Origin of the sequence: Labrenzia sp. THAF187b, assembly GCF_009363375.1 — a bacterium.
GTDB classification, from domain to species: Bacteria; Pseudomonadota; Alphaproteobacteria; order Rhizobiales; family Stappiaceae; genus Roseibium; species Roseibium algicola.
Genome location: NZ_CP045344.1, coordinates 1,654,734 through 1,678,658, shown reverse-complemented (window position 1 = coordinate 1,678,658; position 23,925 = coordinate 1,654,734). Strand labels below are relative to the sequence as shown.

The following is a 23,925-nucleotide window of genomic DNA, read 5'->3' as shown; positions in this document are numbered from 1 at the left end:
CCTCTTACTGTCAGATATACCTAAGCACAACAAATCCGCCGACCAGCAGCACCACAAATATGGTGAACATGAGACCAAGCCGCTTTTCGATGAAATCGCGGATCGGCGGGCCGAACAGATAGAGCAATCCGGCGACGACAAAGAACCGGATGCCCCGAGAAATGATGCTCGCGGCAATGAACACCGGCAGGCTGAGCCCCAGCGCACCGGAGGCAATGGTGATCACCTTGTAGGGAAACGGCGTCAGCCCGGCGATAAAGACGAACCACCAGCCGTACTGATGATAGATGTCCTTGAACTCTTCGACGAACCCCATCTTGCCGTAGAAGGTCAGGATAGGCACCGCCACCTGTTCGAACAGGAACAGACCGATCAGATACCCAAGTATACCACCTGCGACCGACGTCAGCGTGCACAGCAGCGCGTACCACCAGGCTTTCTCGCGCCGGGCGATCACCATCGGGATCAGCAGGATGTCCGGCGGGATCGGAAACACCGAGCTTTCGACAAAGGATACGGTGCCGAGTGCGGCAGGCGCACGCGGTCCGGCGGCAAGGGACAAGGTCCAGTCGTAGAGGCGTCTGATCATGGCGCTTCCCTTAGCCGCTGCGCTGCAAAAAGTCACCTAGGGAAATGCGCGCCGCCAGCAGCACGTTGTCGCGTAGCCACTGGCACATACGATCCCAGCCTGATGTGAGGCCACCTCAAAACCGCGCATCAAGACACAAGGCAGACTTTTCGCCCGTATCTGGTAGCATTGAAACCTCGCCAGGTTTCGCACGACGTTGGGAGGGGGACATGAACGGAACGGCCTCAAGCATCGCCAGACTGGCACTGGTTCTCGCGATGAGCACGCCAGCTGCGGCAGTTGCCCAGCAGGTCGAACTGGAAGGATCGGTCAAGCTGACGCCTTTTGAAGCCCAGGGCGTAACCCTGTCGACGATCTACACGGTGGATGCGGAGTTCGCCGCAAAACACGATGTCGAGGTTCCCGTACCGTTCAGCCTTGCCGCACCACGGCGCGAGGCACAGCAAATTCTGGCCCAGGCGAAACCGGCCGGCGGCGGTCCGATCAAGATCTACTTCACCACCGACGACGAAACCAAGCGCATCTATTCGTCCCTGCAGATCGTCACCTACACCATGAAGACCGATGATCCGCAAAAGCGCCTCGAGGTGGGCGACTATATTGCCATCGAGCTCTTGAAACAGCTCGGCACCACAGACGATACACGGCTGAATGTCCGCCGCCAGATCACACTGGGCGATCTGCCTGCGTCCGAAATCGTCGGCAACTTCATCAACAAGGAAGGTGACCAGCTCCTCGTGCGGCTGGTCGCGCTGGCAAAGCCCGACAGCCAGAGAGGCATCGTCGGCATCGCAATCGGCCACCCGCGCCAGGGCCGCATCAAGAAAGTGGAAGACATCTACCAGACCAGCGCTTCCCTGGCCTTCGACACGGTGACGCTGAAATAGCTGGTTACCAGTGCGGGTGGGAGGCAAGCCTCGAACCACTCCGTCGCATTCCTGCAGCAATTCAAACCGCTGGAGATGGTGCCCCCCGCCGGACCACGAGCATTTAATTAGTACAAGGACTTAGCTCAAAGTGGGACAGCAAATTGTCCCGCTATTTCTGCTATTATCTGGGATCAGTGTCCCACCGATTTGAACGATTTCGTTGGAAATTTACCAGCGTAGCCAAAGTGATATGACGCCAAAGCAGCTTATTGCCATCCATGACCCCGAACACAATACAACCTATTGATATCATTCATTTTTGCCAAATACTATCTGAAACTAAGCGTAACTTGGTAAAAATCAAATGATTCAGCGACTCAGCTGCATCAGTAGTCAAACGGAAGTCGGAAGCGTAGACACAATTTTTCGTTGATGCTACCGGATAGCGTCTAAGATCAAAGGCGACAATTGACTGTGCCCGACCGTTTTCTTTTTAGAATGACGTATTTTCATAATCTGCAGAGATATCTCGCGGATGGCAGGGCTTTTGCCAAAAATCATAAAGATATGCAGCCCGGCTTTCGGATATCATTCAACGACATTGTACAACGTCGCGGAACTGCTCAGTTCACGACCCCATGCAATTCGAACGTCAATGATTTTGTGCCTTTCTATTTCTCGCCGATCACAAAAATGGCGTACACGATCCACGCTGGAAATGTTCGGCTGATAGACCCCGAAGGTGAGAATCTTGGGACTGCACAGATGCAAGATGTCGCATATCTTGTCGTGAAACCTGCGACTCTTTTTGAAGGGGGACGCACCTGCTGGTTTACTGATATCGCCTGTAATTCTGGCATCCCACCGGTCTACGAAAATCAGCCAGAAAAACTCTCGACACACATCCAGTGGGCACTTTTTGACGACACGCCAAAGAAAGCCATCATCACAGAGATTGGCTACACCGGCGTATGCAAATGGCAACACGACCGCGATGAACCGGTTGAGCACCAGATGCGCAGCAAACGTCGCATGGCAGAATTCATGGTGAAGGACTATTTGAGTATGAATGAGGTTTTGTGCATCATACTGAAAAATGACGCACACCTTGCAACCGTTCAAGGCTGGATCAACGAGTCAGGTGCAAACATCCCTGTGTATGTCAAACCCGGATGTTATTTTTGAATGATGACCATCGAATATAAAAACGGCGACATGTTCGAAGAGCCTACCGAGGCGATTGTGAACACAGTCAACTGCGTTGGTGTGATGGGCAAAGGCGTAGCGTTGGAATTCAAACGGCGCTGGCCAGAAAACTTCAAGGCATACAAAAAGCTCTGCGACGAAAACAAAATCTCGCCGGGGCGCATGTTTGTTTTTGAGAACAACGACTTTCTCGGCGATGGAAAACATCGATACCTAATCAATTTTCCAACCAAACAGCATTGGCGAGCAAAATCCAAAATTGAATATGTTCAGGATGGATTGAAAGATTTTGTATGCCAAGTCAGGGCGCTTGGAATCCAGTCAGTCGCACTGCCGCCGCTGGGGTGCGGCAATGGTGGTTTGGATTGGTCGGAGGTTAGACCTCTTATCGAGCAGAGCCTTTCAGAATTACCTGAGGTGAAGTTCGTTGTGTTTGCCCCAGTGTCTGACACCATGAAACCGGAACAGGTGTCCGTCCCTAATGATTTAACTGCGGGACGTGCAACGATGATGGTGGCGTTTGCTGAACTTGAGAAATTTTTCGGCGGGCACCTCACGCGCCTCACCGCGCAAAAGCTTGCATACTTCCTTCAGGTTCTTGGGAGCGATTTTGGGCTGAAGTTTTCAAAACAACAGTTCGGACCTTACTCAGAAACACTGCACAACGCTTTCAAAGCGATGGAAAACAAACGCTATATCCATGGTTATAGCAGCGAGGAAAAAACCGTAGTCGTAACACCAGCGACTTATGCCGCCGCCGATGAGTTTTTGAAATCGAAAGGCATTGATACTAGCGATCTTGTCTCTAAGCTCTCACTTCTGATCGATGGCTATGAAACGCCATACGGTATGGAGCTGCTGTCGAGCGTTCACTTCTTGTCGGTATCCGAAGGCATTACAACGCAGCCAGAAATGTCTGAAGCGTTGGAAGCCTGGAACGACCATAAGCGGGACAGTTTCCCCAGAGCAGCTGTTACTGCTGCCTTAGTTCGCCTGAGAGCTGATGGATTGATACATTAAACAGACCCTATTTTTCCAAAAAATTCAAGTCAATCAGTTACATATAAAAAGATATATCTATGCAAGAAAGACAAAATAGACCAACTCAAATAATAGCTAAAGAATTTGAGCATATTGTAAGTCGAATTATATTATTCAGCGGACTCAATATTAGTCCGGAGTCGGGAGCAGACCGAGGATTTGACTTCTTAGCTAAATATAAAGACGAATTCTGGGCTATAGAAGTAAAATTCTACAGAACCCCACGCGCTCAAATATCCCTTATCGAAAATGCAATTCTCCGACTTAAGCATCAAGCAAAAAGAGCGGATATCGGGAGATGCTTGCTGATAGTATCCAGTTCACTCCCGCCAAATTTGCGCGAAAGCCTGGCAACAAAATTTGATATCTTCTTACTCGACATATCAGATATTGCAAATTGGGCATCGAAATCGCCTGATCTGTTTGCTGAACTTGAAAGCCTTGTCGACCTACCACCGATTGAACTAATAAAAAACGCTGGGAACCTCTCTGACACAAGCAGTTTTGGCCAAGACAAAAGTCAAAATATAAAAAAATCGAGTGACGCTTACACTGAAAAATCGCTTCAAAATGAAGACACTAGAGGATCAGAACTATGCTCCGAAATGAAGGAAATTGCTCGAGGAAAGAAATATTGGCGGAATTATGAGATCACTTGTGAAAAAATACTTCGGTACCTTTTCCCTGGCGATCTGCATGGTTGGCACAAACAAAAACGAACAGATGATGGGTTGAACCGCTATGATTTTGTCTGTCGCATAAAACCATCTACGGAATTCTGGCAGTTTATCACCCAACACTTAGATAGCAGATATATCGTATTTGAATTTAAAAACTACAGTGAAAAAATAAAACAAGGTCAAATATTAACTACCGAAAAATATCTACTTGAAAAAGGGCTGCGGAAAGTTGGAATTATATTTAGCAGAAAAGGCTCAGATACCAACGCGACTAAAATGGCACAAGGCGCAATGCGTGAGCATGGCAAATTAATATTAGTGCTAAACGACGATCTAGTTTGTGAAATGTTGCATATGAAGGAAAATGGCGACGACCCATCAGATCGGCCTTTTGAGTTAGCCGACAACTTTTTATTGACGCTGCCTAGGTAGAAATCAAAAAAATGCCGGTTCGATCGATAACTTAAATCCTTATTCTTTCTTTTAATTGATCGTACCATTTGCAGTTATTCATCTAGCAACCCGTGACTATCAAGTATTCTAAAGGGATTTCCCATAGCTGCATCATACTTATCATCTTCTGAAATGTTACACCAAGTGACTTGAACCTCTGAAATTCCTCCATTTTTGTGTAGAGTCCGTTCCAATCAAGAGACGGACAGAATGAAGCGTTCACGGTTCACGGAGGAACAGATCAGCGGCATATTGCGGGAGCAGGGGGCCGGGATGAAGACGGCGGATTTCTGCCGCAGGCACGGCATTTCACAAGCGACCTTCTACAAGTACAAGGCCAAGTTCGGCGGCATGGATGTTCCTGATGCCCGCAAGCTGAAGGTTCTGGAAGACGAGAACACCAAGCTGAAGAAACTGCTGGCAGAAACCATGCTCGACAACGCCATGCTGAAAGACGTTGCCTTAAAAAATGGTGCCCCCCGCCGGATTTGTTGGGTTCCCGTTACAGGCACAACTGCAGCTCTAAACCTCAGCAAACCCTTGGGTATCAGCACCTTGGAGTCACCGTCAAGAGGCGCGTCTTGTGCTACGGAATGTGCTACGGCGCTTGCTAGGCTACAGGAAGAGCTGAGCGTTGACAGAGGGGGGACCCCACCGCTGCAGCTGCGAATCGACCTCAGCGTCTCCACTATGCTGTCAGCAATGGCCTGTCAGATGGGAGGCGAGGCGCTCCATGGGGGAAAGCGCCAGCACGACCAATAATGGTAGGCCGCTCAGACGTGTGGCCCTCAGAACTTTCTGGTGGGAGGGGGAGGAGGCAGATGACCCTACAGCTTTCCCTTACGGGTCCCTCTATGGGGAGTTACCTGTAGCTACATGCTTAAGGGTCTACTGTTGGATAGTGATCCACCTCCTCCCCCCAATCAAGCTGAAGGCTTAGGCTGCAAGCTGTGGCTCTTCCCGATCCTCGAACTGTTGCTTGGTGAGGATGTCCACCACACCGTTCTGTCCCGTCCGCCTCTTGAACACGTCCAGCATGACCTCCTTGGCTGTAGCGACAGCTGACGCTGGGACGATGATGGCATCGTGGATGGGGAGGGCTATGATGTTCGTCTCCTTGAGGGTGAGGAGAACCTCGACAAGGATTTGGCTCTCCAGAAACTGGCAGCGGTGCCCGATACCTGTAAAGAAGGCATCCGAAATGTCTGGATGGGCAGCCATGATTGAAGCTGTCACGTCGCCAATCTTCACCTTCGTGGGAAAGAGGTCTCGTGTCTCCTTCGGAAACCGCGTCAAGGAAGCCTCAACAAACTGCATAGAGGACATGACTTTCTTGATGCCTGGGCGATCCTGCAGGTCGAAGCCCGGTATGTCGTAGAGGTCTGCCATCCTAGGGACCACGCCTCTGAGGGAATACACCAAACGAGGCATGATCTGCCCATAGTCAAGTTCTACCACGTCCTCGCCATTGATCTTGATGTAGCGAAGGCGATCCCGCTTTTTCATGGGCTGCCAGAAGCCGCCATAAAGCCTGCCGCCGCTCCCAAAGCTCTCGCGGGTGAAGCAACGACGGAGCTGCCGTTTGTTGAGGTCCACGGTCTCGGGGCCGATGTAGCCAATGTCCGCTCCCGCCAAGAAACGGTTGATATCCCGTATGTCGGTCCTTAGCGACGTGGTCAGATCAGTCTCCGGATAGTCAACCAACTCTCCGCGCTTCGTTCTGCTGAGGGGAGCGCTCTTCAGTTCGATTGGCTCAGTTCGCTGCAATTCGCCGAATTCAGATGGCGTAAGACCGTGTAGGCGTATCATTCGCTGCAATCTTGCAGACGGATACAACACGGTGCGCTTCTTCGGTCCCTGTTGAACCTTGTAGCCAAGGTCTTGTCGAACCAAAGCGAGCTGAGGATCGGCCATTTGATCGAGGAGACCGCAAATAGTCTTGCTGGTGACAGGGTTACCGTACCTAGACGTTGAACCCAAATAGCGATGGGAACGCGTCAGGTGGATGCCCTTGGCTTCTTCGCACAGGACATTAATGGCCAAATCTGAGACAAGAGCGGTGACCATACGCTCAAACGTAAGCTGGTCGTGGCGTCTGCGTCTTCGGAGACGCAACCCGATACTTTCTTCGTGGGCCTCGATTATTGCGATCACTTCAGCAACGAAGTCTTCGCTAGCAGTTGTAATTGGGACGCGAAATGGGTCGAGTGGCCGTTCGCCATGCGGAAAAGAGCCGTCGGTCTTGCCGACAGCTCGAAGGGAGTTGATTGTCATGGGGAGTCTTTAAGGTTGGGGAGTTTCCATCGTTCTGATGGTGCAACTCAAACCTCGTTCATCCGCCTTGATTTCGCCTGCTGCTGGTTTCTAGACACGGGTTAAGGTACTTCCAATGAAATTGGAGCACATGAATTCAAAGCAGGAAATATAGCTGCTGGACAACGAAGGGCAGACTCTGCGTTGCCGCCGTCATCAATCAATTCTCGCGCCGAGCCATCGGCTGTGTTTGACCTCATCGAACGGCTCTTCAATCCAAGGCGTCGCCACTCCAAGGGGGGCTTTCTCAGCCCAATGGAATTTGAAACAAAGGCGGGTTTAGCTTTAGCGTTGCGTTCAAAAAACGGCTGCAAGACAATCTGATGTTGTAAAGCCTGCATGAACGTTTACTCGATCCACGATGCCTTGAAATCGGTTAGTCATCAAAATCATAGTCAACATGGAACTGATTTCTCAGACGTAGCTGGTGCGCTTCGAAAATAAGTTCATCTTTTTGCGCGAGACCGGTTCGTTTGTCCGCCGCCTTTGCCTCAAGCCACCTAGCTCTCAACAGCCAATACTCTGGAGTTCTTTCTACGATGTCATCGAGAGCTTTCTCCGCTGACTCGAGATCTCCCGCCGCAATATGTCGGATCGTCCTGCATCGTTCCGCAGCTTGCTCCCATGCTGGCAACTTCGACAGAAAGTTGATGTCTTCATCCGCAAGAGAGAAATCCCTGTCATGAGCAGCGCAAACGGCTCTCAAGCATCTTATCCGTGGCGGAACACCAATTCCCGATTTCAGTAGCTCTGTACAAGCCAGTTTCGCATCCCTATGTTGAAGGCGGCGCTCTAGTAGTTGAGCAGCGCGGAAACCCGATCTCCCGTCGTCATCACTTATTAAACGCAGTTTATCGATCTTGCTATCTGCCTCAGGAAAACGGCCTGCGGATATATCAAGCCCAATCTGAAAATCCAAAAAGAATGCACTATCCGATACAATATTAGCATGCTCATCAAGTAGAGCTTTTAATTCATCGAAGCTACCCTCTCTTTTATAGCAAAGCGCCAATTCATGCACAGAAGAGCGAAGTCCTTTTCTTTCCCGAACTGCCTCTTTTAGGAATGATACTGCTTCGCCAAAATTTCCCTGCCGACGAAGACTGTGACCATTCAGAAAAGCGACAGAACGGAAACCCTTCGCCTTCATCTTCGCAATAGTCGTGTTCGCACCCGTGTAGTCACGGAGCCTAATCTGAGACCTTGCCACAATAGACAATATCTCCTCAAGCGTCGCGGGACTCATTCGCATGTTCTCCGCTACCCCCCCCCAAGAGATCGCTTTTCGCAGTGTCTCAGGTTCGTATTTGTCTTTGCCCTGATTGTAGGTTAGCCGCACCACGTCATGAAGCATACCGGGCGAGAGCAGCATCTGCAGCTCCTTCGGCATAGCCGAGCCTTCGAGCGTGTGCATGAAGACGAATGCCTCGAAAAGATCCGCCCTAAACTCTCCTTTAGCCTCGCTCTCCTCCCACTCTTGGCGAAGTACTTCAGAAAATGAGTGAAGGACGGCTTCAGCTGCAGGATATTGCCTACGGAACATCATCCTTATTGCGGGCGATATGAAATAATTTCGACCGGCGGGCACCACCAAACACGCTAGGACACAACTCTCTACAGCGGTGGAGAAATCATCTCTGGAATGTCCGAGTTTCTCCATGACCTCCCATAGAAGAAGGCCAGGCAAGGATGGCACCCAGCTGAGCAATGAAAGAAAATCAAAGGCGGCTGGAGACAACGCTTTCTCTGAGATACTTCCACTTAATACTTTCTGCTGGATATCAAACAAGACTCTGGGATCTCTCTCGAAGAACTCAGAACCGTAGACTTTAGCGACCAATACGGCCTGACGGGCGACATCCGCATGCCCCCCAATCGCCCGGACCAAGTCCTCCGAAATCTCGAAGTTTGAAACATTTATTGCTTTCGCGGTCAGAACCATCAACGTCCTGATGTCTGAGGCCGATAGTTCTGGGACTCGATATTGGACAACAGCACCCATCCCAGAAATGATCTGAGGAGGAAATATTCTATTGGTGACGATGAAGGTAACTGAATCCTGATCTAAGCTTGAAAATAATCGATAAACCCATGCCTTAGCGCTTCCATCATCCTCGAAAAACCCGGCTGCAGAAATCAATATTGGGACTTGTCCAAGGTTATGGAAATAAGACAGCTTTTCTACCACTTCAGAAATTTGCCGGTCTTCTTCAAGTTTACGAAATGAAATAATGTCCGCGGAAAAATCTTCTTTTGTTTGAGTCCCTCCGAACTCAACCAGTAGGTTCAAGTACAAATCTGCGATATCTGCTTGGTCGGGAAGAAGAATAGTTGGACCGTACGTCGCGTTTCCCATGTAAGATAAAGCTGTTCTGCAGTAGTATTTTGCGAGGGTTCGCCTGCCAATGCCACGAAAACCACTAAGAACAATGGCTCGAGGAGAAGAACCGCTCGCCGCAATATTCTCCGCGTAGAGCGACGAAAGCTCATCCAGTGCTTTGCCTCGCCCAATGACTTGCTGGTTACCGAATATTTCACCTTGATAATCATCAATGATCAGCTGCGTGATGTGTCGAGCGATGTCGGAGGGCGAGTATCCAGCTTTCGGCGTCCAGAAAGCTTTCAACCAATCAGGAAGGTCGCCTACCGAAACCTTGGGGCTGGTGGGATACACCAATATGCGATAGCGAGGGTTGCCAACCAACTTGCGATGCGCTTCGGCGATCTCAAATTGAACAGCACCCGACTCAAGTGCTTGAGGTGAAGCGAATAATACAAATATTTTCGATTCTGCGACGCCTTCTTGCATTTCGGAAACAAGAGATTCGCTATTGCCGAAACTCTTTTTGTAGAAAAAGGTCAACCCTGTTGGAAGTCTCCGAAAAACTTCTTCGACAAAAGCGTCGTTAACAAAGGAAAGTGACAGAAATACTTTTGGACCCATTACCTGCCTCTCAGGCTCGCGCTCAAATTTCGGACGTGTAGTGCTTTGTCCGCTCCCGTTAAGGTAAGCGCTTTTCAAGGCGAGGAACAAGCAGTCTGACGATAAATAACTTTGAGGGGTTAGCACCAATCCAAAGAACGCATCGAGCGCCAAAGGAAGGACGAGGAGTTCCGGTGTCCGGTATCTTGGCGAGCTTCGCGGCGATCGACTAGCAAGTTCGAAGCTACCGCGTCGCAGCACAAGATCTGTTCGGAAACGGAGACTTTGAACCGACAAAGATTGGCGACGTGACAGCTTCAATCATGGCTGCCCATCCAGACATTTCGGATGCCTTCTTTACAGGTATCGGGCACCGCTGCCAGTTTCTGGAGAGCCAAATCCTTGTCGAGGTTCTCCTCACCCTCAAGGAGACGAACATCATAGCCCTCCCCATCCACGATGCCATCATCGTCCCAGCGTCAGCTGTCGCTACAGCCAAGGAGGTCATGCTGGACGTGTTCAAGAGGCGGACGGGACAGAACGGTGTGGTGGACATCCTCACCAAGCAACAGTTCGAGGATCGGGAAGAGCCACAGCTTGCAGCCTAAGCCTTCAGCTTGATTGGGGGGAGGAGGTGGATCACTATCCAACAGTAGACCCTTAAGCATGTAGCTACAGGTAACTCCCCATAGAGGGACCCGTAAGGGAAAGCTGTAGGGTCATCTGCCTCCTCCCCCTCCCACCAGAAAGTTCTGAGGGCCACACGTCTGAGCGGCCTACCATTATTGGTCGTGCTGGCGCTTTCCCCCATGGAGCGCCTCGCCTCCCATCTGACAGGCCATTGCTGACAGCATAGTGGAGACGCTGAGGTCGATTCGCAGCTGCAGCGGTGGGGTCCCCCCTCTGTCAACGCTCAGCTCTTCCTGTAGCCTAGCAAGCGCCGTAGCACATTCCGTAGCACAAGACGCGCCTCTTGACGGTGACTCCAAGGTGCTGATACCCAAGGGTTTGCTGAGGTTTAGAGCTGCAGTTGTGCCTGTAACGGGAACCCAACAAATCCGGCGGGGGGCACCACTAAAGTTTCCAAGCCATTGTTATGCCTCAGCTTTCTCCAGAGAGAGGGCGACCACATGGTATGGCACAGCCTATTCCACCGCCTTCATCCATTTCTGCAGCACAGTTAGCGGATAGCCTTGGCCATAACCATGACCGATCCCTTCGGTCTGCCAGCCACCAATCTGATCGACGATGTCTGCGGGACACTCGACGGCGCGTAGCCTGTCACGCATTGAGTGACGGAAGCTGTGCATTGTACAGCGCTCTGGGACCATGGGCTTCAGCCACTTGTTGAGCGCGGCACTTGCTGAGTTAGCGTTTGTTTGTTCGCATTTGTTGTAGCGCGGAAAAGCGAAGCTGCTGTCTGTGGCTGCTGACAGGATACGCTTCGCCGCCCAGAGCGATGCCCCGACCAACGGCACCTCGCGGGCACTGGTGGAAGTCTTCAGTCGTCTCCAAGGATGCTCTCGCACCACGACATGCGGAATTTCCGCATTAGTGTTTATGTCCTCAAGCTGAAGACCGGCAGCCTCGGCGAGCCGCAACCCAGTGTCCGACACAAGAGCCACCAGCCAGCGCAACTCATCATTCAGCTTCGCGCATTCACCCTGCACTGTCCGGATGACATCGACAGGGAGAGACGCCCGATCTGTCACGCCTGATTGGCGGTCGTAGTAAATGCCGGTGAAGGGGTTGTTGAGCGTGACACCAATCTCGCTCGCAGCGAAGTTGATGACCGATCTTACCGTGCCGAAGATGCGCGTGATGCTGCTGCCCGCAAGCTCCCGTTCGATCAACACGTCCCTGAAGCGCGTTGCATCGGCTTTGGTGTAGCTCAGCAAATCCTTGTCTCCGCAGATGTCGATGACATAGCCACAAGAGCGCTCAGCAGCCCGCTTGAAGGTCACCGGACGGTCACGACCCTTGAGCCTCAGATAGATCGCAACAGCCTCGGAGAGCTTTACAGACGCGCCTTCCATCACGACAGGTGGTGCGTGGCCGATGGGTACGTTCGTCGCTTGCTGCATACGCAACAGATGCTTACCGGGCAGTTCCCGATCCTTGATCCTCAGATGATACCAATGCTCATCAAGCTGCTGCGCTGCTCGGCTTGCTCGGGCCGCGGCTACAGGTGCAGATCGAGTACGCAGTGAAAAAGCTATCTGCCGAGATGTGTAGTGATGAGACAAATCCGATGGAACACGGCGGCGGAAGTAGAAGATTCCGTCTTTGCGGAAGGTGTGTTCCGGTGCGTTTTTGTGTGCCAGCATGTGCTACGGTCGCCCTCTCTCTGGAGAAAGCTGAGGCATAACAATGGCTTGGAAACTTTAGTGGTGCCCCCCGCCGGAATCGAACCGGCACTCCCGAAAGAACCGGATTTTGAATCCGGCGCGTCTACCAGTTCCGCCAGGGGGGCAATCCGGTATCGGATTGGGTGCCTATCATGGGGCCTTGTCCGATGCAAGCGGTTCCAGCGCGCTGCGGCTTTCCGCCAGCAACTGCGGCTGGCGCTGCATTTGATCGAATTTGAGCTTCTCCCTTTACGCTCCCTTAACCCTGGGCTGCGAATTCGCCTGCCACACAGCCTCAGAGGGTGAAATCCGGCGCATATTTAAGCTGTTTGCAACTGCTGCTCGCGCAAGTGGACAGTCAGACAAGTTTGGGAGAAACGGATGACACTGGCCGGCGGCCTTCAAGAGGCGAAACGCACGAAAACTTCTGCTGTGAACGAAGCAGCTCGGCACGGGCAGGCTTTCACACAGTCCTTCGTCGACAAATCACAGTTGATGCCAGCGCCGATCCGACCCGAATGGGTGCTTGAAGGCGACCCGAAAGCCATGTGCGCCGTCCTGGCCAGGCACAAGTTCGGCTGGGGGGATGCCTGCCACTGGTCGTGCACCGCCGGCAAGTTTCGCTGGCACTACGGCTGGGATGAGTCGGTCATGTTCCTGGAAGGTGAAGTCCGGATCACCGACGATGCCGGCCATGTCTATGAAGGCAAGCCCGGCGTGACCCTGTTCTTCCCGGCAGGCACCTCCGCCGTTTGGGAAGTGCCGACCTACATCCGCAAGCTCGCGTTCAATCAGAAGCCGGTTCCCTGGTATCTGCATTATCAGTCCCGCATCCTCGAGAGATTGAAAGGCGTCGGGAAGAAACTTTTCGGCTAAAATATCGGGGTCGCGTTCCCGAATGAGGTCTTGAAAGAAAGGCGCCCTGCGCCTTTCGGCGGGCGAATTTGTTAGCCTGCAAACAAAGGCGCAAATTGTGCGCTTTTTCTGGACAAGCAGAAATGGCTTGGCTAGAAATTCAGCATGAGCAAATCAGGACGTGAAATCGAGCTTAAGCTCGAGCTGGAAACGACGGCACAGGACGCTTTGAAACGTGCCGGTTCCATAGACGGATTCACTGCCAGCCGCGCCGTGAACAAGACGTTGCAGTCGATCTATTTCGACACGCCGGACCAGGCGCTTCGCAAGGCCAGGATTTCCCTTCGCGTACGCAAGTCCGGCAACAGCTGGGTTCAGACCGTCAAGCTCGGCACGGGCGTCATGGGCGGCCTGTCCTCGCCGGTGGAAGCCGAACATCCAGTCAAGGGCCGTGCGCTCGATTTCTCCGTCATCGAAGACCCCGCCGTCCACGACCGTCTTCTGGAAATCATCGGTGACGCCCCCCTGTCGGAGTGCTTTGAAACGGTGATGAAACGCACCGTGCGCAATCTGACCCGGGACAGTGACGGCACCTTCATCGAACTCGCCTTCGACAACGGCAATATTCTGGCCGGCAGCGGCAGCCAGCCGCTGACCGAACTCGAAATGGAACTGAAGTCCGGCCCGAGCCTTGCCCTTTTCGAGGCGGGCAAGGCTCTTTTGAAAGATATCCCCTTCCGCTTTTCGCCCTATAGCAAGGCCGAGCGCGGGTACCGTTTTGCCGAGGGCACCGCGCCTGCGGAACGGGCACCCTATTTTGCCGAGATTGTTTCCTTCGACAGCGGCATCACCACCGAGCACGCCTTTCGCGACGTGCTGCGTTCTTGCCTGACCCAGATTTCCGAAAACCGGCTTGCAGTCCTGTCGTCGGACGATCCGGAAGGCCCGCATCAGCTACGGGTGGGCCTGCGCCGCCTGCGCAGTGCGTTTCGCCTGTTCCGGCCAATCCTGAACCCGGCGACCATGGCACCGCTCGACAGGACGGCGAAGGTCATTGCCACCGAAGCCGGTTCCCTGCGGGATCTCGACGTCCTGGTCGACGAGATCGTTATTCCCCTGGTCGACAGGGCGCCCGGAACCCTGTCCTTTGACGCTCTTCTGGAAAATCTCAATGCCCTCCGGGACGAAAGCACCCGCACCACGCTGACGGATCACCTGAAATCGGAAGAGGTCAACGGTTTCCTGCTCGACCTTGCAGCCTACACCGAGGGGCGCGGCTGGCTGGACCCGGAAAACTTCGGCCAGACGCAGCTTCTGGCCCAACCTGTCGAGACTCATGCCGGCGAAGCTCTTGCCAAGCAGTGGAAGAAGGTTCTGAAATACGGCAAGCGACTGGAAGAACTTACCGTTCCCGAACGCCACGAAATGCGAAAGGCGATGAAGAAGATGCGCTACGGCATCGAATTTTTCGGCTGCCTCTATTCGAAAGACACCGTGAAGCCCTTCCTGAAGCGGATGAAGAAGCTGCAGGATATCTTCGGCTATCTCAACGATGTCGCCATGGCCGAACAACTGCCGGTGAAATGCAAGGTCAGCGGGGCAAATGCCCTGGCAACCAACCAGGCCATCGGTTTTGTCATCGGCTGGCACGAGGCCCAATGCCAGGCCATGTGGCAGCACGCCAAAGGGTATTGGGAAGCAACCCGGGAAACACCGAAATTCTGGACCTGACGCTTATCACCGGCCCGGTTCAATCGTCAGAATGTCCGGAAAGGAAACAGGCGCGAAGGCTCCGGTCAGCTTGAAGGTGGTCAGGTCTTCCTCGCGCGAGACCAGCTGGTCCTGACGGGCCAGCTCGGCGATGGTCTCCTTCAGGGTTTCGATCTCGCGCAGGATGAACGCCCCCGTGTCCGGCAACATGCGGCGGGATAGCGTGAAGAACAGGGACTGATTGCCACCCGGATTGGCAATCACCTGCCCCAGGAAGCGCATGTTGATTTCCTTCAGCAGCGGGATCAGCGGCCCGTCCGGACGGAATCTGAAGGGCTCCTTGCGCGTGATCTTGATGCGGTTGCCTGGATGCACCTCTGCCAGCCCCAGTGCCTCCAGCACACGGCCCAGTCGGAACATGTCCTCTCCAGAGAGAGCAAAACGGCGCTCGATTTCCTGTTGCGGGATCGGCTCACGCAGCAGGATGAAGAGATAGAACAGCGACGGATCCGCAGCGAGCCGCGCTTCCGTTGCCACCGGCAGGACGCTTGCCTCCTCCGAATTCCGCTCTGCCCGGTGCAATACGTCCGCCAGCGGCACCTCCAGAATTTCGCAGATCTCCAGCAACCGGCTTAGCTTGCAATCGTGCCCGGCGAAGATCCGCTTGACTGTCGGTTCCGATATTTCCATCCGGCTTGCGAGATCCGCATAGGTCATGCCACGTGCCTTCAGCACACCCTGCAAGATCTTGAAGGTATCACCGCGCATATTCCTGATCCCGAATTCGACAGTTTGAGTATCGTTTTTTGATACCAAATCATCATCAATTGCAAGAAAAGTTCGCCTTCTGCAGGAGAGGTTCAGTTCAACTTTGCGAAAGGACTTCCCATGCAGACCTTCAAACCCCTGGCCGCCGCGCTGCTGCTCGGCCTTTCAACGCTCCCCTCATCAGCCGGTTCACTCTGGTCAACGGACGGCTTCGACATGCCTGAATCCGTAGCCTTTGACGCTGCGGGCAACCGGCTCATCGTCAGTGTCATGGAAGGCGCGCCGAATGCGGTCGACGGCAACGGCCATCTGGCGCTTCTGTCCGCAGACGGGAAAATCATCGACGCCAAATGGTCAACCGGAATGGACGCGCCCAAGGGACTGGCGCTGTTGAACGGCAAGGTCTTCGCGGCCGATCTCACCAGTTTGCGGGTTGTCGACGCCCAGACCGGCAAATTGCTGCAGTCATTGCCTGCAGAAGGCTCGGTCTTCCTGAACGATGTGACCACCAGCGGCGACGAAATCTTCGTTTCCGACATGATGACGAACACCATCTGGCGCTACGCGGATGGCACTTTTGAAAAATGGCTGGAAAGCCCTGGGCTCAATCACCCCAATGGCCTTTACTGGGACAACGGCCGCCTGCTTGTCGGCGCCTGGGGCAAGGGCCTCAAGAACGATTTCACCACTGAAGCACCCGGCAGCCTGCTTGCCATTGATCCTGCCTCCAAGGCTATCAGCGTCGTGGCGCGGGACATCGGCAACATCGATGGCATCGCACGGCTGAACGGCAAGCTCGTCGTCAACGACTGGATCAACGGCAAGGTCTTCGAGATTGATGCTGACGGTACATCGAACGAGATCATGAGCGAACCCGCCGGCCTTGCCGATATTTCCGCCCACAATGACGTCCTTTACCTGCCGCATATGCTGGAAGGCAGGATCGAAGCGGTCAGACTGGACTAGCACCAGCCCCTACAAACGCTTCATCGCACGGGTCAGACGGCAACAACGGGTTGGGCATCACGTGCCCCACCCGCCCCTTGCCACCTTACGATGAGCGGCCTATCAATACCTGATGTACGCACCTCAGTTTATGATACCTTCCACGCAGATTGGCCCAGTGTTCGCCAAGTCGAACGCAGGATCAGCCACCGGGCCAAGACCGGCAGGGCTGGGCCACACAGGGATCAAGGTCGAGGGATAGCGTGATGGAAGCCTACAAGATCAAACCGGAGTTCGTCATTTCGGACGAGGAAACGCTCCGGAGCCACTATTCCGAGCTATCGCCGCTGGCATCAAAAAAGTGCCTGAGCGCACTGGACAAGCATGCTCGGGACTTCATCGCCCGCTCGCCGTTTCTGTGCCTCGGCACGCAGAACACGGACGGCAAGGCGGATGTCAGTCCGCGCGGCGATCCGGTCGGCTTCGTCAAGGTTCTCGACTCGCAAACGCTTGCCATTCCGGACCGTCCGGGAAACAACCGCCTCGACAGTCTGGCAAATATTGTTGCCAACCCGAATGTCGGGCTCCTGTTCCTGGTTCCCGGATATGACGAGACCTTGCGCGTCAACGGCAGGGCAACGCTTGTAACCGATCCGGATCTTCTTCAAACCATGAGCGTGAAGGACCGTGCGCCCAGGCTCGCCATTGTCGTGAAGGTGAGCGAAGTCTTCCTGCACTGCGCCAAGGCGTTCCGGCGCTCACACCTCTGGGCCCCCGAACACCGGCAGGACCGCAGCGAAATGCCGTCGCTTTCCAAGATCATTCTGGACCAGACGACCGGCGCGCCGGATGACGCGGAAATGCAGAAGCTGGATGCTGCGCTGGAGGAGACCTACCGGAAAACGCTTTATTGAGCGGATCCCCAGCAGCGATTTCACCGGCAGGAGACAGACCGCAGAGGAGCGCTGACGCCCCCCTGCATCGCCTCATACCCTAAGCGGCCAACTCAGGCCCGTGCCGCTTCAATCGCCGACGCCATGATGTCCAGCCCCTGATCGATCTCGGCATCGGAGATCGTCAATGGCGGGGCGATGCGGAAGACCGCGCCCATGGCTGGCAGTTTGACGATGTTCATGCTGAGCCCGCGTGCCATAGCCTCGGTGCCGATCCGGTCCGCCATTGCGAGATCCGGCTGGCGGCTGGCCCGGTCGGTCACGATCTCCAGCCCGAGCAGCAGCCCACGGCCGCGCACATCGCCAACACTCTCAAAACGCTGCTTCAAGCCTTCCAGCCCGGCTTGCAGCCGCTGGCCCGCCGACACCGCACGGCCGATCAGTCCATCCCGTTCCACCACATCCATCACCGCCAGTCCGACAGCAGCGGGCAGAGGATCGGACACGTGGGTGGTCAGGAACACGAACCCTTTCCGGTGCGCTTCTTCCTCGATGGCACGGCTCGTCAGCACGGCGGAAAGCGGCAATCCGGCACCCAGGGTCTTGGACAAGGTCAGGATGTCTGGTGTCACCCCGTCGCGCTGGAAGGCAAACATATGCCCCGTCCGGCCGATACCGGTCTGGGCCTCGTCCAGGATCAGCAGCATACCGCGCTCGTCGCACTTCTGGCGCAATGCAGCGAGATAGCCCACCGGCAATTCGATGATGCCGCCTGACGACAGGATCGGCTCTGCAATGAACGCGGCAAGATTGCCGGTGGACTGGCTGTCGACCAGCGCGAAGGCATCGTCCAGCTCGGTCTTCCAGTCCAGATTACCGTTCGCATCCGTAAACCGCGGCCGGTACGCATTGGGGGCGGGAATTGCAAACGACCCCGGATTGACCGGCCCGTAGCCCCGCCGGTTGTGACTGTAGGTGGCGGAAGCGGCTGCCCCGGTCATGCCGTGCCAGCTTTTGGTAAAGGCCACGATCTCGTGCTTGCCTGTAACCAGCTTTGCCAGACGGATGGCAGCCTCGTTGGATTCCGCCCCGGTCGACAGGAGCAACACCTTTTCCAGACCGGGCACAAGAGATCCGAGGCGCTTCGACAGGTCGACGACCGGGCGGGACAGCATGCCGCTGAACAGGTGGTCGAGCTTGCCGATCTGCTCGCGCACGGTGCGCACGATATCCGGATGGGAATGCCCCAGGATGGAACTCATCTGACCGGACGTGAAATCGAGGATTGGTGCGCCTGAGCTGTCATAGACATAACTGCCTTCGGCACGTTCGATGACACGTTGTTCGAACACAGGGCCATACCGCAGGACGTGATCCGACACGTCGGACCAGAACCCGGTATCCGTGCTGTTGCTGGCGCTTTCCAATGCCATGATGCGTCTCCTGATCCGGCCGGCTGAATTGACTGCAGCAAGTTTAGGAGAAGCCTTGCATTCAATAAAATTCATAATTTAGATTATGATATTCAATTGGATTGATATCTCATGCCTGTTCTGGAAATCGCCTTGCTGCGCAGTTTCATGGAAGTCGCCCGCAGCGGCTCGATCAGCACCGCAGCGCGGCAAGTGGGGCGGACACAATCCGCCGTCAGCATGCAGATGAACCGGCTGGAGGCGATTGTCGGTCAGCAGATCCTGCGCCGCACACGCGGGGGTGTGGAACTGACGGCAGCAGGTGACAGGTTTCTGGTCCAGGCGGAACGCATTCTTGCCGTCCACGACGAAGCACTTGCCACCCTGCCGGGGGCAGGCCTGCATGGCCTCATCAGTTTCGGCTGCCCGGAAGACTATCTGACCGCCTTCTTTCCCGATCTTCTGAAAGGGTTTGGCGCGCGGCATGGCGATGTCGAGATCGAGGTGGTCTGTGCTCCGACAACGGAATTGCACCTTCAGCTGCAGCGCAGGCGGGTCGATCTTGCCCTGATTTCCGTTCCCGGCGAAGACGCGTCCGCCCGCATCCTGAGGCCGGAAAGCTTTGTCTGGGTGGCCAATCGTCCCGATCCGGAGGTCCTGCAAAAGGATGTTGTGCCGCTTGCGCTTTCGGCGCCGGACACATTGGACCATCGCGCCGCCCGCACCGCCATGGATCAGGCAGGCAAGCCCTATCGCATCGCCTTTGCCAGCAATGGCCTCGCGGGCCTGTTGGCGATTGCCCGGTCCGGCCAGGCCATCAGTGTGGTGACCCGCTCCGCGGTGCCGCACGATCTCCACATCGTGGAGGCCGGCCTGCCGCCACTTCCCGGCATCGGCGTCACGCTGGCTTATGCGTCGCCAAATCCCTCGGCTGCAACGCAGGCATTCGGAGAGTTCGTGGCGGACAAGCTGCGCAGTCCGGCGACGAGCTGACATCACTACGCCGGACCGGGCAACATCCGGTCCATTCGGCCGGATGCCAAGCCCGGGTCGCCCGCATTTACCAATTCCACCTGAAAGGCGTGCGGTTTTCAGATATACTTCCTAGAGTGGAATTGCATTCCGTTTCGTTCCTTATTGCCTTGCGGTCGCCCGTTGTCGCGAAACCTCTACGCAGCGGTCCGTACCCCGCCATTTCACTGCATTGACCGGCCTTGAACCCATGGAGTGGTCTGATGAAGAAACCCGGCATTTTTTCAACTTTCTTGATGCTTCCCGCGATGGCCGCAGGTTGTCTTGCAATCGGCAGCGCCCTGGCAGCCGACGGCCCCATTGGAGCAGAGGATGGACAGGTTACCCTTCCCTATGCGGAGCAGAAGTTTCGCGGTGATGTGGGCACGACCTATCTGAACGCAGCACCGGCCGAGTTTCCTGCAGCCGTTTCAGCTCCCGAAGGCGCTCCCAACGTGCTCCTGATCCTGCTGGATGATGTCGGTTTCGGGCAGTTCACTGTCACCGGTGGCGGTGTACCGTCACCGGCAATGGACAAGCTTGCCGAGGAAGGCCTGACCTTCACCCGCTTTCACACAACGGCGCTCTGTTCCCCCACCCGGGCAGCACTTTTAACCGGGCGAAACCACAACATTGCCGGCACCGGTGTCATCACCGAGCTTGCCACAGGCTATGATGGCTATACCGGCATCATTCCGAAAGACACCGCCTCGGTTGCCGAGATCCTGCGCCAGAACGGCTATGCGACTGCCTGGATCGGCAAGAACCACAACACGCCGATCTACGAGACAAGCGCGGCAGGCCCGTTCGACCGTTGGCCGAACGGCCTTGGCTTCGACTATTTCTACGGGTTCATGGCTGGCGACACCAATCAGGTCCGTCCTTATCTTTTCGAGAACCAGACGCCGATCGGAACGCCGGAAGGGGACGACTATTACCTCAGCGCCGATCTCGCCGACCAGACGATCAACTGGCTGAAGACGCTGGAAGCCATTCAACCAGGCAAACCCTGGTTCGCCTATCTGGCACCGGCTGCAACCCATGCCCCGCACCAGGCCCCCAGGGAGCTGATCGACACCTTCAAGGGCAAGTTCGACATGGGCTGGGACGCCTATCGCGAGCAGACCTTCCAGCGCCAGAAGGACATGGGGATCATTCCCGAAAACACCGAGCTGACCTCCCGCCCGGGCAGCCTGCCCGCCTGGGACAGCCTGAACGACGACCAGAAGAAGCTCTATACGCGGATGATGGAGGTCTTTGCCGCCTACGGCCAGCAGGTCGACGAGGAAGTCGGACGCGTGCTCGACTATGTGGCCACCTTGCCGGATGCCGAAAACACGATGATCATCTACATCGTCGGCGATAACGGGGCGTCCGCGGAAGGCGGCTTTGACGGCACCTTGAACGAGAATGCCTTCTTCAACGCCTATCTGATGACCACCGACGACATGCTGAGCCGGATGGACGAGATTGGAACGGAACTTCATTTCAACCACTTCCCGGCCGGCTGGGCCTGGGCGGTGGATGCGCCCTTCCAGTGGACGAAGCAGGTAGCAAGCCACCTGGGCGGTGTACGCAACCCGATGATCGTGAAATGGCCTGCCCGCTTCTCCAGACAAGGCGAAACGCGGACGCAGTTCCTGCATGTCATCGACATTGCCCCGACCATCCTCGAAGCGGCCGGCATTCCAGAGCCGCGCAGCGTCAACGGAACAACCCAGACACCCATCCAGGGCAAGAGCTTCCTGAGCACGCTGGACGATGCCGGGGCCAAAGAAGTCCGAACCAGCCAGTATTTCGAAATGTTCGTGAACCGGGGCATCTACAAGGATGGCTGGTGGGCCGCTTCCCTGGCGTTCGAACCCTGGGATCCCGTGCGCGGCGCGTTCGATCCCTTCAAGGCCAAGTGGGAGCTTTATAATCTCGATGAAGATTTCAGCCAGGCACGCGACATTGCCGCGGACAACCCGGACAAGCTTGAAGAGCTGAAAGCCCTCTGGTGGGCGGAAGCTTCCGCCAACAAGGCTCTGCCACTGGACTGGCGCGGGGCTGAACGCTTCAGCGCGGAGGAAACCGGCAAGCCGAACCTTGCCGGCGATCGCACGAGCTTCACCTACGCGGGCGTTCTTGCAGGACTGCCGGAATCCTCGGCGCCAGACCTGAAGAACAAATCCTTCTCCGTAACCGCCCGCGTCAACATCGAGGACAACGCCAACGGCATGATCTTCACCCAGGGCGGGAACACCGGAGGCTGGGCGTTTTATCTCAAGGACGGCAAGCTGAAGGCGGCCCACAACTATATCGATGTCGCGGTCTATTCCGTTGAAAGCGATGGCACGGTTCCGGCTGGCGAGCGCGAGCTGAAGATGGACTTCACCTATGAGGGCGGCGAGGAAATGGGCAAGAGCGGAACCTTGACCCTTTCCGTCGACGGCAGCCCTGTCGGCTCGGGTCAGATCGCACAGACCACTCCGTTCAAATACTCGCTGTCGGAAAACCAGGATGTAGGAACAGACACCGGAACGGCGGTCACGACCGACTATCAGGCGCCATTCGATTTTCAGGGAGAGCTTGAAGAGGTTGTCGTGGACCTGAAGAAATAGCGTTTCGGCGGCTCCGACCGATTGTCATCAACATCCGGATGCCAGGCCGGCGGGGATCAAGTGCCCGAGATCAAGCGCCAGGGATCAAGTGTCGGGGATCAAGCGCCGGGCATCCAGGCGTAGATGGTGTCCAGTGCGTCCTGCGAGACGAACCGGAACCCGCAGGCGAGGTAAAAATCATTGGCGGGACTGCCGTTGAGGGCCATCAGCCGGATCGGCAGTCCCGCCGCTTCTGCCTCAGCCTTCAGGCCCTCGACGATATCTCGGCCAAGCCCAAGGCCCTGAAAGGCGGGGCTGACATAAAGATGATCGAGATAGAAATGGTCGGCGCGCCTGCGCACGACAAAAAAGCCGGCAATGTCTTCTTCAACCAGGATGATCCTTGTGTCTGTGGCAACAAAGCTACCCAGGAAACGGTCCCTGGCCCGGAGAGGGTCAAACCGTCCGACGGCTTCGAGGCTCGGCCGCATTGCCTCGACGCGAATACCGGCAAGCCTTTCCGCATCGGCCGCAGCTGCCGCTTCAATCCGGTAGATTTTTCGAGACATTCGTTTCCTCGCCGGCGGGAGACAGACGCATCCTGCCGCATCTGATCGCCCTCACGGCGCGGGCAGTCTTGCAGACAGGCGCTCGACCAGCGCCTCTCCGGCAGCCTCGATATGACGCCTCAGGATTTCGCAGGCTTCCGCGCCGTCCCGGCGGCGGCAGGCTTCAAGCAGGTCCCGGTGTTCCTGATGAGAGCGCCGGGTGTAGTCGAGCTGCGCCGCCGCAAGCCTCAAGTACCGGTCGCCGGCCTCATTGAGCGCGGCAATCTGTGCCAGCAGCCGCGGCCTTGCGCAGGGCTCATAAAGAGCGAAATGAAACGCCTTGTTCAAGGCGCCGAAGTTTTCCAGGTCCGACGCCTCGGCCTTGTCCTGAATGGCTGCGGCCCGGTCGATCTGGCTGTTGGTCAACTCCGGAATGGCAAGGCGCAAGGCCAGTGTCTCCAGCGCCGCCCGCATTTCATAAACTTCCCTGAATTCCTCCGGATCAAGCGGGGCAACGATGGCGCCCTTGTTCGGCGGCATCTGCACCAGTCCTTCGGCCTCCAGCAGGCGCAGCGCATCGCGAACAGGCATCCGGCTGGTCTCGAACAATACCGCCAGCCGTTCCTGACGCAGCGCCTCGCCCGGTTTCAGCTCGCCCGAGACGATCTTTTCCCGCAGGGCATCGGCCACCCGAATGGCCTGATCTCCGGTTCTTTTTGCGCTTGTCCGCTCTGTCATCTGTCCGTCCGGCTGGGTCTTTCCGCCTTCGTAGACAATCA

At 55.6% G+C, this 23,925-nt stretch carries 19 protein-coding genes, 1 tRNA gene and 1 pseudogene; 12 read left to right on the top strand and 9 right to left on the bottom strand.

The genetic code is table 11. The features are described 5' to 3' along the window. Positions 1-10: 10 nt before the first annotated feature. Positions 11-589: a YqaA family protein gene (locus tag FIV03_RS07695; RefSeq protein WP_152509147.1), complete on the bottom strand. Its 579-nt coding sequence runs from the start codon at positions 587-589 to the stop codon at positions 11-13. 209 nt (positions 590-798) lie between these two features. Here FIV03_RS07695 and FIV03_RS07690 point away from each other — a divergent pair, with 209 nt between their 5' ends. From FIV03_RS07690 to FIV03_RS07670, 5 genes and pseudogenes are all read left to right on the top strand, one after another. After that, complete coding sequence (locus tag FIV03_RS07690) at positions 799-1,476, top strand: hypothetical protein (RefSeq protein WP_152509146.1); 678 nt, start codon at positions 799-801, stop codon at positions 1,474-1,476. A gap of 456 nt (positions 1,477-1,932) precedes the next feature. Then, positions 1,933-2,643, top strand: a complete 711-nt coding sequence (locus FIV03_RS07685; protein ID WP_152509145.1) for a DUF4433 domain-containing protein — start codon at positions 1,933-1,935, stop codon at positions 2,641-2,643. Further along, positions 2,644-3,684, top strand: coding sequence for a macro domain-containing protein (locus FIV03_RS07680; protein ID WP_209009894.1), 1,041 nt, complete (start codon positions 2,644-2,646; stop codon positions 3,682-3,684). Between the two features lie 59 nt (positions 3,685-3,743). After that, positions 3,744-4,817 carry a restriction endonuclease gene (locus FIV03_RS07675; protein ID WP_152509144.1) on the top strand — a complete coding sequence of 358 codons (1,074 nt, stop codon included), beginning with the start codon at positions 3,744-3,746 and terminating at the stop codon, positions 4,815-4,817. 231 nt (positions 4,818-5,048) lie between these two features. Then, positions 5,049-5,297: pseudogene (locus tag FIV03_RS07670) on the top strand (transposase); the annotation flags it as partial. A gap of 477 nt (positions 5,298-5,774) precedes the next feature. On the opposite strand, the gene FIV03_RS07665 reads toward FIV03_RS07670, so the two are convergent. Both FIV03_RS07665 and FIV03_RS07660 read right to left on the bottom strand, forming a co-directional pair. Continuing rightward, on the bottom strand, positions 5,775-7,112 hold the full coding sequence (locus tag FIV03_RS07665) for a hypothetical protein (protein WP_152509143.1): 1,338 nt from the start codon (positions 7,110-7,112) through the stop codon (positions 5,775-5,777). A 415-nt stretch (positions 7,113-7,527) separates the two neighbouring features. After that, the gene (locus FIV03_RS07660) at positions 7,528-10,095 is read right to left on the bottom strand and encodes a toll/interleukin-1 receptor domain-containing protein (RefSeq protein ID WP_152509142.1); all 2,568 of its coding nucleotides are present in this window, start codon (positions 10,093-10,095) and stop codon (positions 7,528-7,530) included. A 287-nt stretch (positions 10,096-10,382) separates the two neighbouring features. Between FIV03_RS07660 and FIV03_RS07655 the strand changes: the two genes are divergently transcribed. Then, positions 10,383-10,682 (top strand): hypothetical protein, encoded by a 300-nt coding sequence (locus FIV03_RS07655; protein ID WP_152509141.1) that lies wholly within the window; start codon positions 10,383-10,385, stop codon positions 10,680-10,682. A 537-nt stretch (positions 10,683-11,219) separates the two neighbouring features. On the opposite strand, the gene FIV03_RS07650 is transcribed toward FIV03_RS07655, so the two are convergent. Further along, positions 11,220-12,401 (bottom strand): DUF6538 domain-containing protein, encoded by a 1,182-nt coding sequence (locus FIV03_RS07650; protein WP_152509140.1) that lies wholly within the window; start codon positions 12,399-12,401, stop codon positions 11,220-11,222. 61 nt (positions 12,402-12,462) lie between these two features. Then, a tRNA-Leu gene (locus FIV03_RS07645) sits at positions 12,463-12,547 on the bottom strand. Positions 12,548-12,803: 256 nt separating this feature from the next. On the opposite strand from FIV03_RS07645, the gene FIV03_RS07640 reads away from it, so the two are divergent. Both FIV03_RS07640 and FIV03_RS07635 read left to right on the top strand, forming a co-directional pair. Continuing rightward, positions 12,804-13,298: a cupin domain-containing protein gene (locus tag FIV03_RS07640; protein ID WP_152509139.1), complete on the top strand. Its 495-nt coding sequence runs from the start codon at positions 12,804-12,806 to the stop codon at positions 13,296-13,298. A 144-nt stretch (positions 13,299-13,442) separates the two neighbouring features. Further along, positions 13,443-15,008 carry a CYTH and CHAD domain-containing protein gene (locus FIV03_RS07635; protein WP_152509138.1) on the top strand — a complete coding sequence of 522 codons (1,566 nt, stop codon included), beginning with the start codon at positions 13,443-13,445 and terminating at the stop codon, positions 15,006-15,008. A gap of 6 nt (positions 15,009-15,014) precedes the next feature. On the opposite strand, the gene FIV03_RS07630 is transcribed toward FIV03_RS07635, so the two are convergent. Further along, on the bottom strand, positions 15,015-15,755 hold the full coding sequence (locus FIV03_RS07630) for a helix-turn-helix transcriptional regulator (protein ID WP_152509137.1): 741 nt from the start codon (positions 15,753-15,755) through the stop codon (positions 15,015-15,017). A gap of 120 nt (positions 15,756-15,875) precedes the next feature. Between FIV03_RS07630 and FIV03_RS07625 the strand changes: the two genes are divergently transcribed. Both FIV03_RS07625 and FIV03_RS07620 read left to right on the top strand, forming a co-directional pair. Continuing rightward, positions 15,876-16,721: an ATP/GTP-binding protein gene (locus tag FIV03_RS07625; RefSeq protein WP_152509136.1), complete on the top strand. Its 846-nt coding sequence runs from the start codon at positions 15,876-15,878 to the stop codon at positions 16,719-16,721. 245 nt (positions 16,722-16,966) lie between these two features. After that, positions 16,967-17,614 (top strand): pyridoxamine 5'-phosphate oxidase family protein, encoded by a 648-nt coding sequence (locus tag FIV03_RS07620; protein ID WP_152509135.1) that lies wholly within the window; start codon positions 16,967-16,969, stop codon positions 17,612-17,614. Between the two features lie 92 nt (positions 17,615-17,706). Here the strand turns inward: FIV03_RS07620 and FIV03_RS07615 are convergent, their stop codons facing one another. Next, positions 17,707-19,026 (bottom strand): aspartate aminotransferase family protein, encoded by a 1,320-nt coding sequence (locus FIV03_RS07615; RefSeq protein WP_152509134.1) that lies wholly within the window; start codon positions 19,024-19,026, stop codon positions 17,707-17,709. Positions 19,027-19,137: 111 nt separating this feature from the next. Between FIV03_RS07615 and FIV03_RS07610 the strand changes: the two genes are divergently transcribed. After that, entirely contained in the window at positions 19,138-19,998 is an 861-nt protein-coding gene (locus tag FIV03_RS07610) for a LysR family transcriptional regulator (protein ID WP_152509133.1), read from the top strand. A gap of 242 nt (positions 19,999-20,240) precedes the next feature. Continuing rightward, complete coding sequence (locus FIV03_RS07605) at positions 20,241-22,619, top strand: arylsulfatase (protein WP_209009893.1); 2,379 nt, start codon at positions 20,241-20,243, stop codon at positions 22,617-22,619. A 98-nt stretch (positions 22,620-22,717) separates the two neighbouring features. Here FIV03_RS07605 and FIV03_RS07600 read toward each other — a convergent pair whose 3' ends face one another. Beyond that, positions 22,718-23,167 (bottom strand): GNAT family N-acetyltransferase, encoded by a 450-nt coding sequence (locus FIV03_RS07600; protein WP_152509132.1) that lies wholly within the window; start codon positions 23,165-23,167, stop codon positions 22,718-22,720. A 51-nt stretch (positions 23,168-23,218) separates the two neighbouring features. Continuing rightward, on the bottom strand, positions 23,219-23,884 hold the full coding sequence (locus FIV03_RS07595) for a GntR family transcriptional regulator (RefSeq protein ID WP_152509131.1): 666 nt from the start codon (positions 23,882-23,884) through the stop codon (positions 23,219-23,221). Positions 23,885-23,925: the final 41 nt, after the last annotated feature.

Excerpts from the sequence above, each read along its gene's own strand:
- FIV03_RS07600 (WP_152509132.1), bottom strand. The coding sequence starts at position 23,167 with ATGTCTCGAAAAATCTACCGGATTGAAGCGGCAGCTGCGGCCGATGCG.
- FIV03_RS07635 (WP_152509138.1), top strand. The coding sequence starts at position 13,443 with ATGAGCAAATCAGGACGTGAAATCGAGCTTAAGCTCGAGCTGGAAACG.
- FIV03_RS07675 (WP_152509144.1), top strand. The coding sequence starts at position 3,744 with ATGCAAGAAAGACAAAATAGACCAACTCAAATAATAGCTAAAGAATTT.
- FIV03_RS07660 (WP_152509142.1), bottom strand. The coding sequence starts at position 10,095 with ATGGGTCCAAAAGTATTTCTGTCACTTTCCTTTGTTAACGACGCTTTT.
- FIV03_RS07650 (WP_152509140.1), bottom strand. The coding sequence starts at position 12,401 with ATGCTGGCACACAAAAACGCACCGGAACACACCTTCCGCAAAGACGGA.
- FIV03_RS07640 (WP_152509139.1), top strand. The coding sequence starts at position 12,804 with ATGACACTGGCCGGCGGCCTTCAAGAGGCGAAACGCACGAAAACTTCT.
- FIV03_RS07595 (WP_152509131.1), bottom strand. The coding sequence starts at position 23,884 with ATGACAGAGCGGACAAGCGCAAAAAGAACCGGAGATCAGGCCATTCGG.
- FIV03_RS07610 (WP_152509133.1), top strand. The coding sequence starts at position 19,138 with ATGCCTGTTCTGGAAATCGCCTTGCTGCGCAGTTTCATGGAAGTCGCC.
- FIV03_RS07620 (WP_152509135.1), top strand. The coding sequence starts at position 16,967 with ATGGAAGCCTACAAGATCAAACCGGAGTTCGTCATTTCGGACGAGGAA.
- FIV03_RS07690 (WP_152509146.1), top strand. The coding sequence starts at position 799 with ATGAACGGAACGGCCTCAAGCATCGCCAGACTGGCACTGGTTCTCGCG.
- FIV03_RS07680 (WP_209009894.1), top strand. The coding sequence starts at position 2,644 with ATGATGACCATCGAATATAAAAACGGCGACATGTTCGAAGAGCCTACC.
- FIV03_RS07630 (WP_152509137.1), bottom strand. The coding sequence starts at position 15,755 with ATGCGCGGTGATACCTTCAAGATCTTGCAGGGTGTGCTGAAGGCACGT.
- FIV03_RS07695 (WP_152509147.1), bottom strand. The coding sequence starts at position 589 with ATGATCAGACGCCTCTACGACTGGACCTTGTCCCTTGCCGCCGGACCG.
- FIV03_RS07605 (WP_209009893.1), top strand. The coding sequence starts at position 20,241 with ATGAAGAAACCCGGCATTTTTTCAACTTTCTTGATGCTTCCCGCGATG.
- FIV03_RS07615 (WP_152509134.1), bottom strand. The coding sequence starts at position 19,026 with ATGGCATTGGAAAGCGCCAGCAACAGCACGGATACCGGGTTCTGGTCC.
- FIV03_RS07625 (WP_152509136.1), top strand. The coding sequence starts at position 15,876 with ATGCAGACCTTCAAACCCCTGGCCGCCGCGCTGCTGCTCGGCCTTTCA.
- FIV03_RS07665 (WP_152509143.1), bottom strand. The coding sequence starts at position 7,112 with ATGACAATCAACTCCCTTCGAGCTGTCGGCAAGACCGACGGCTCTTTT.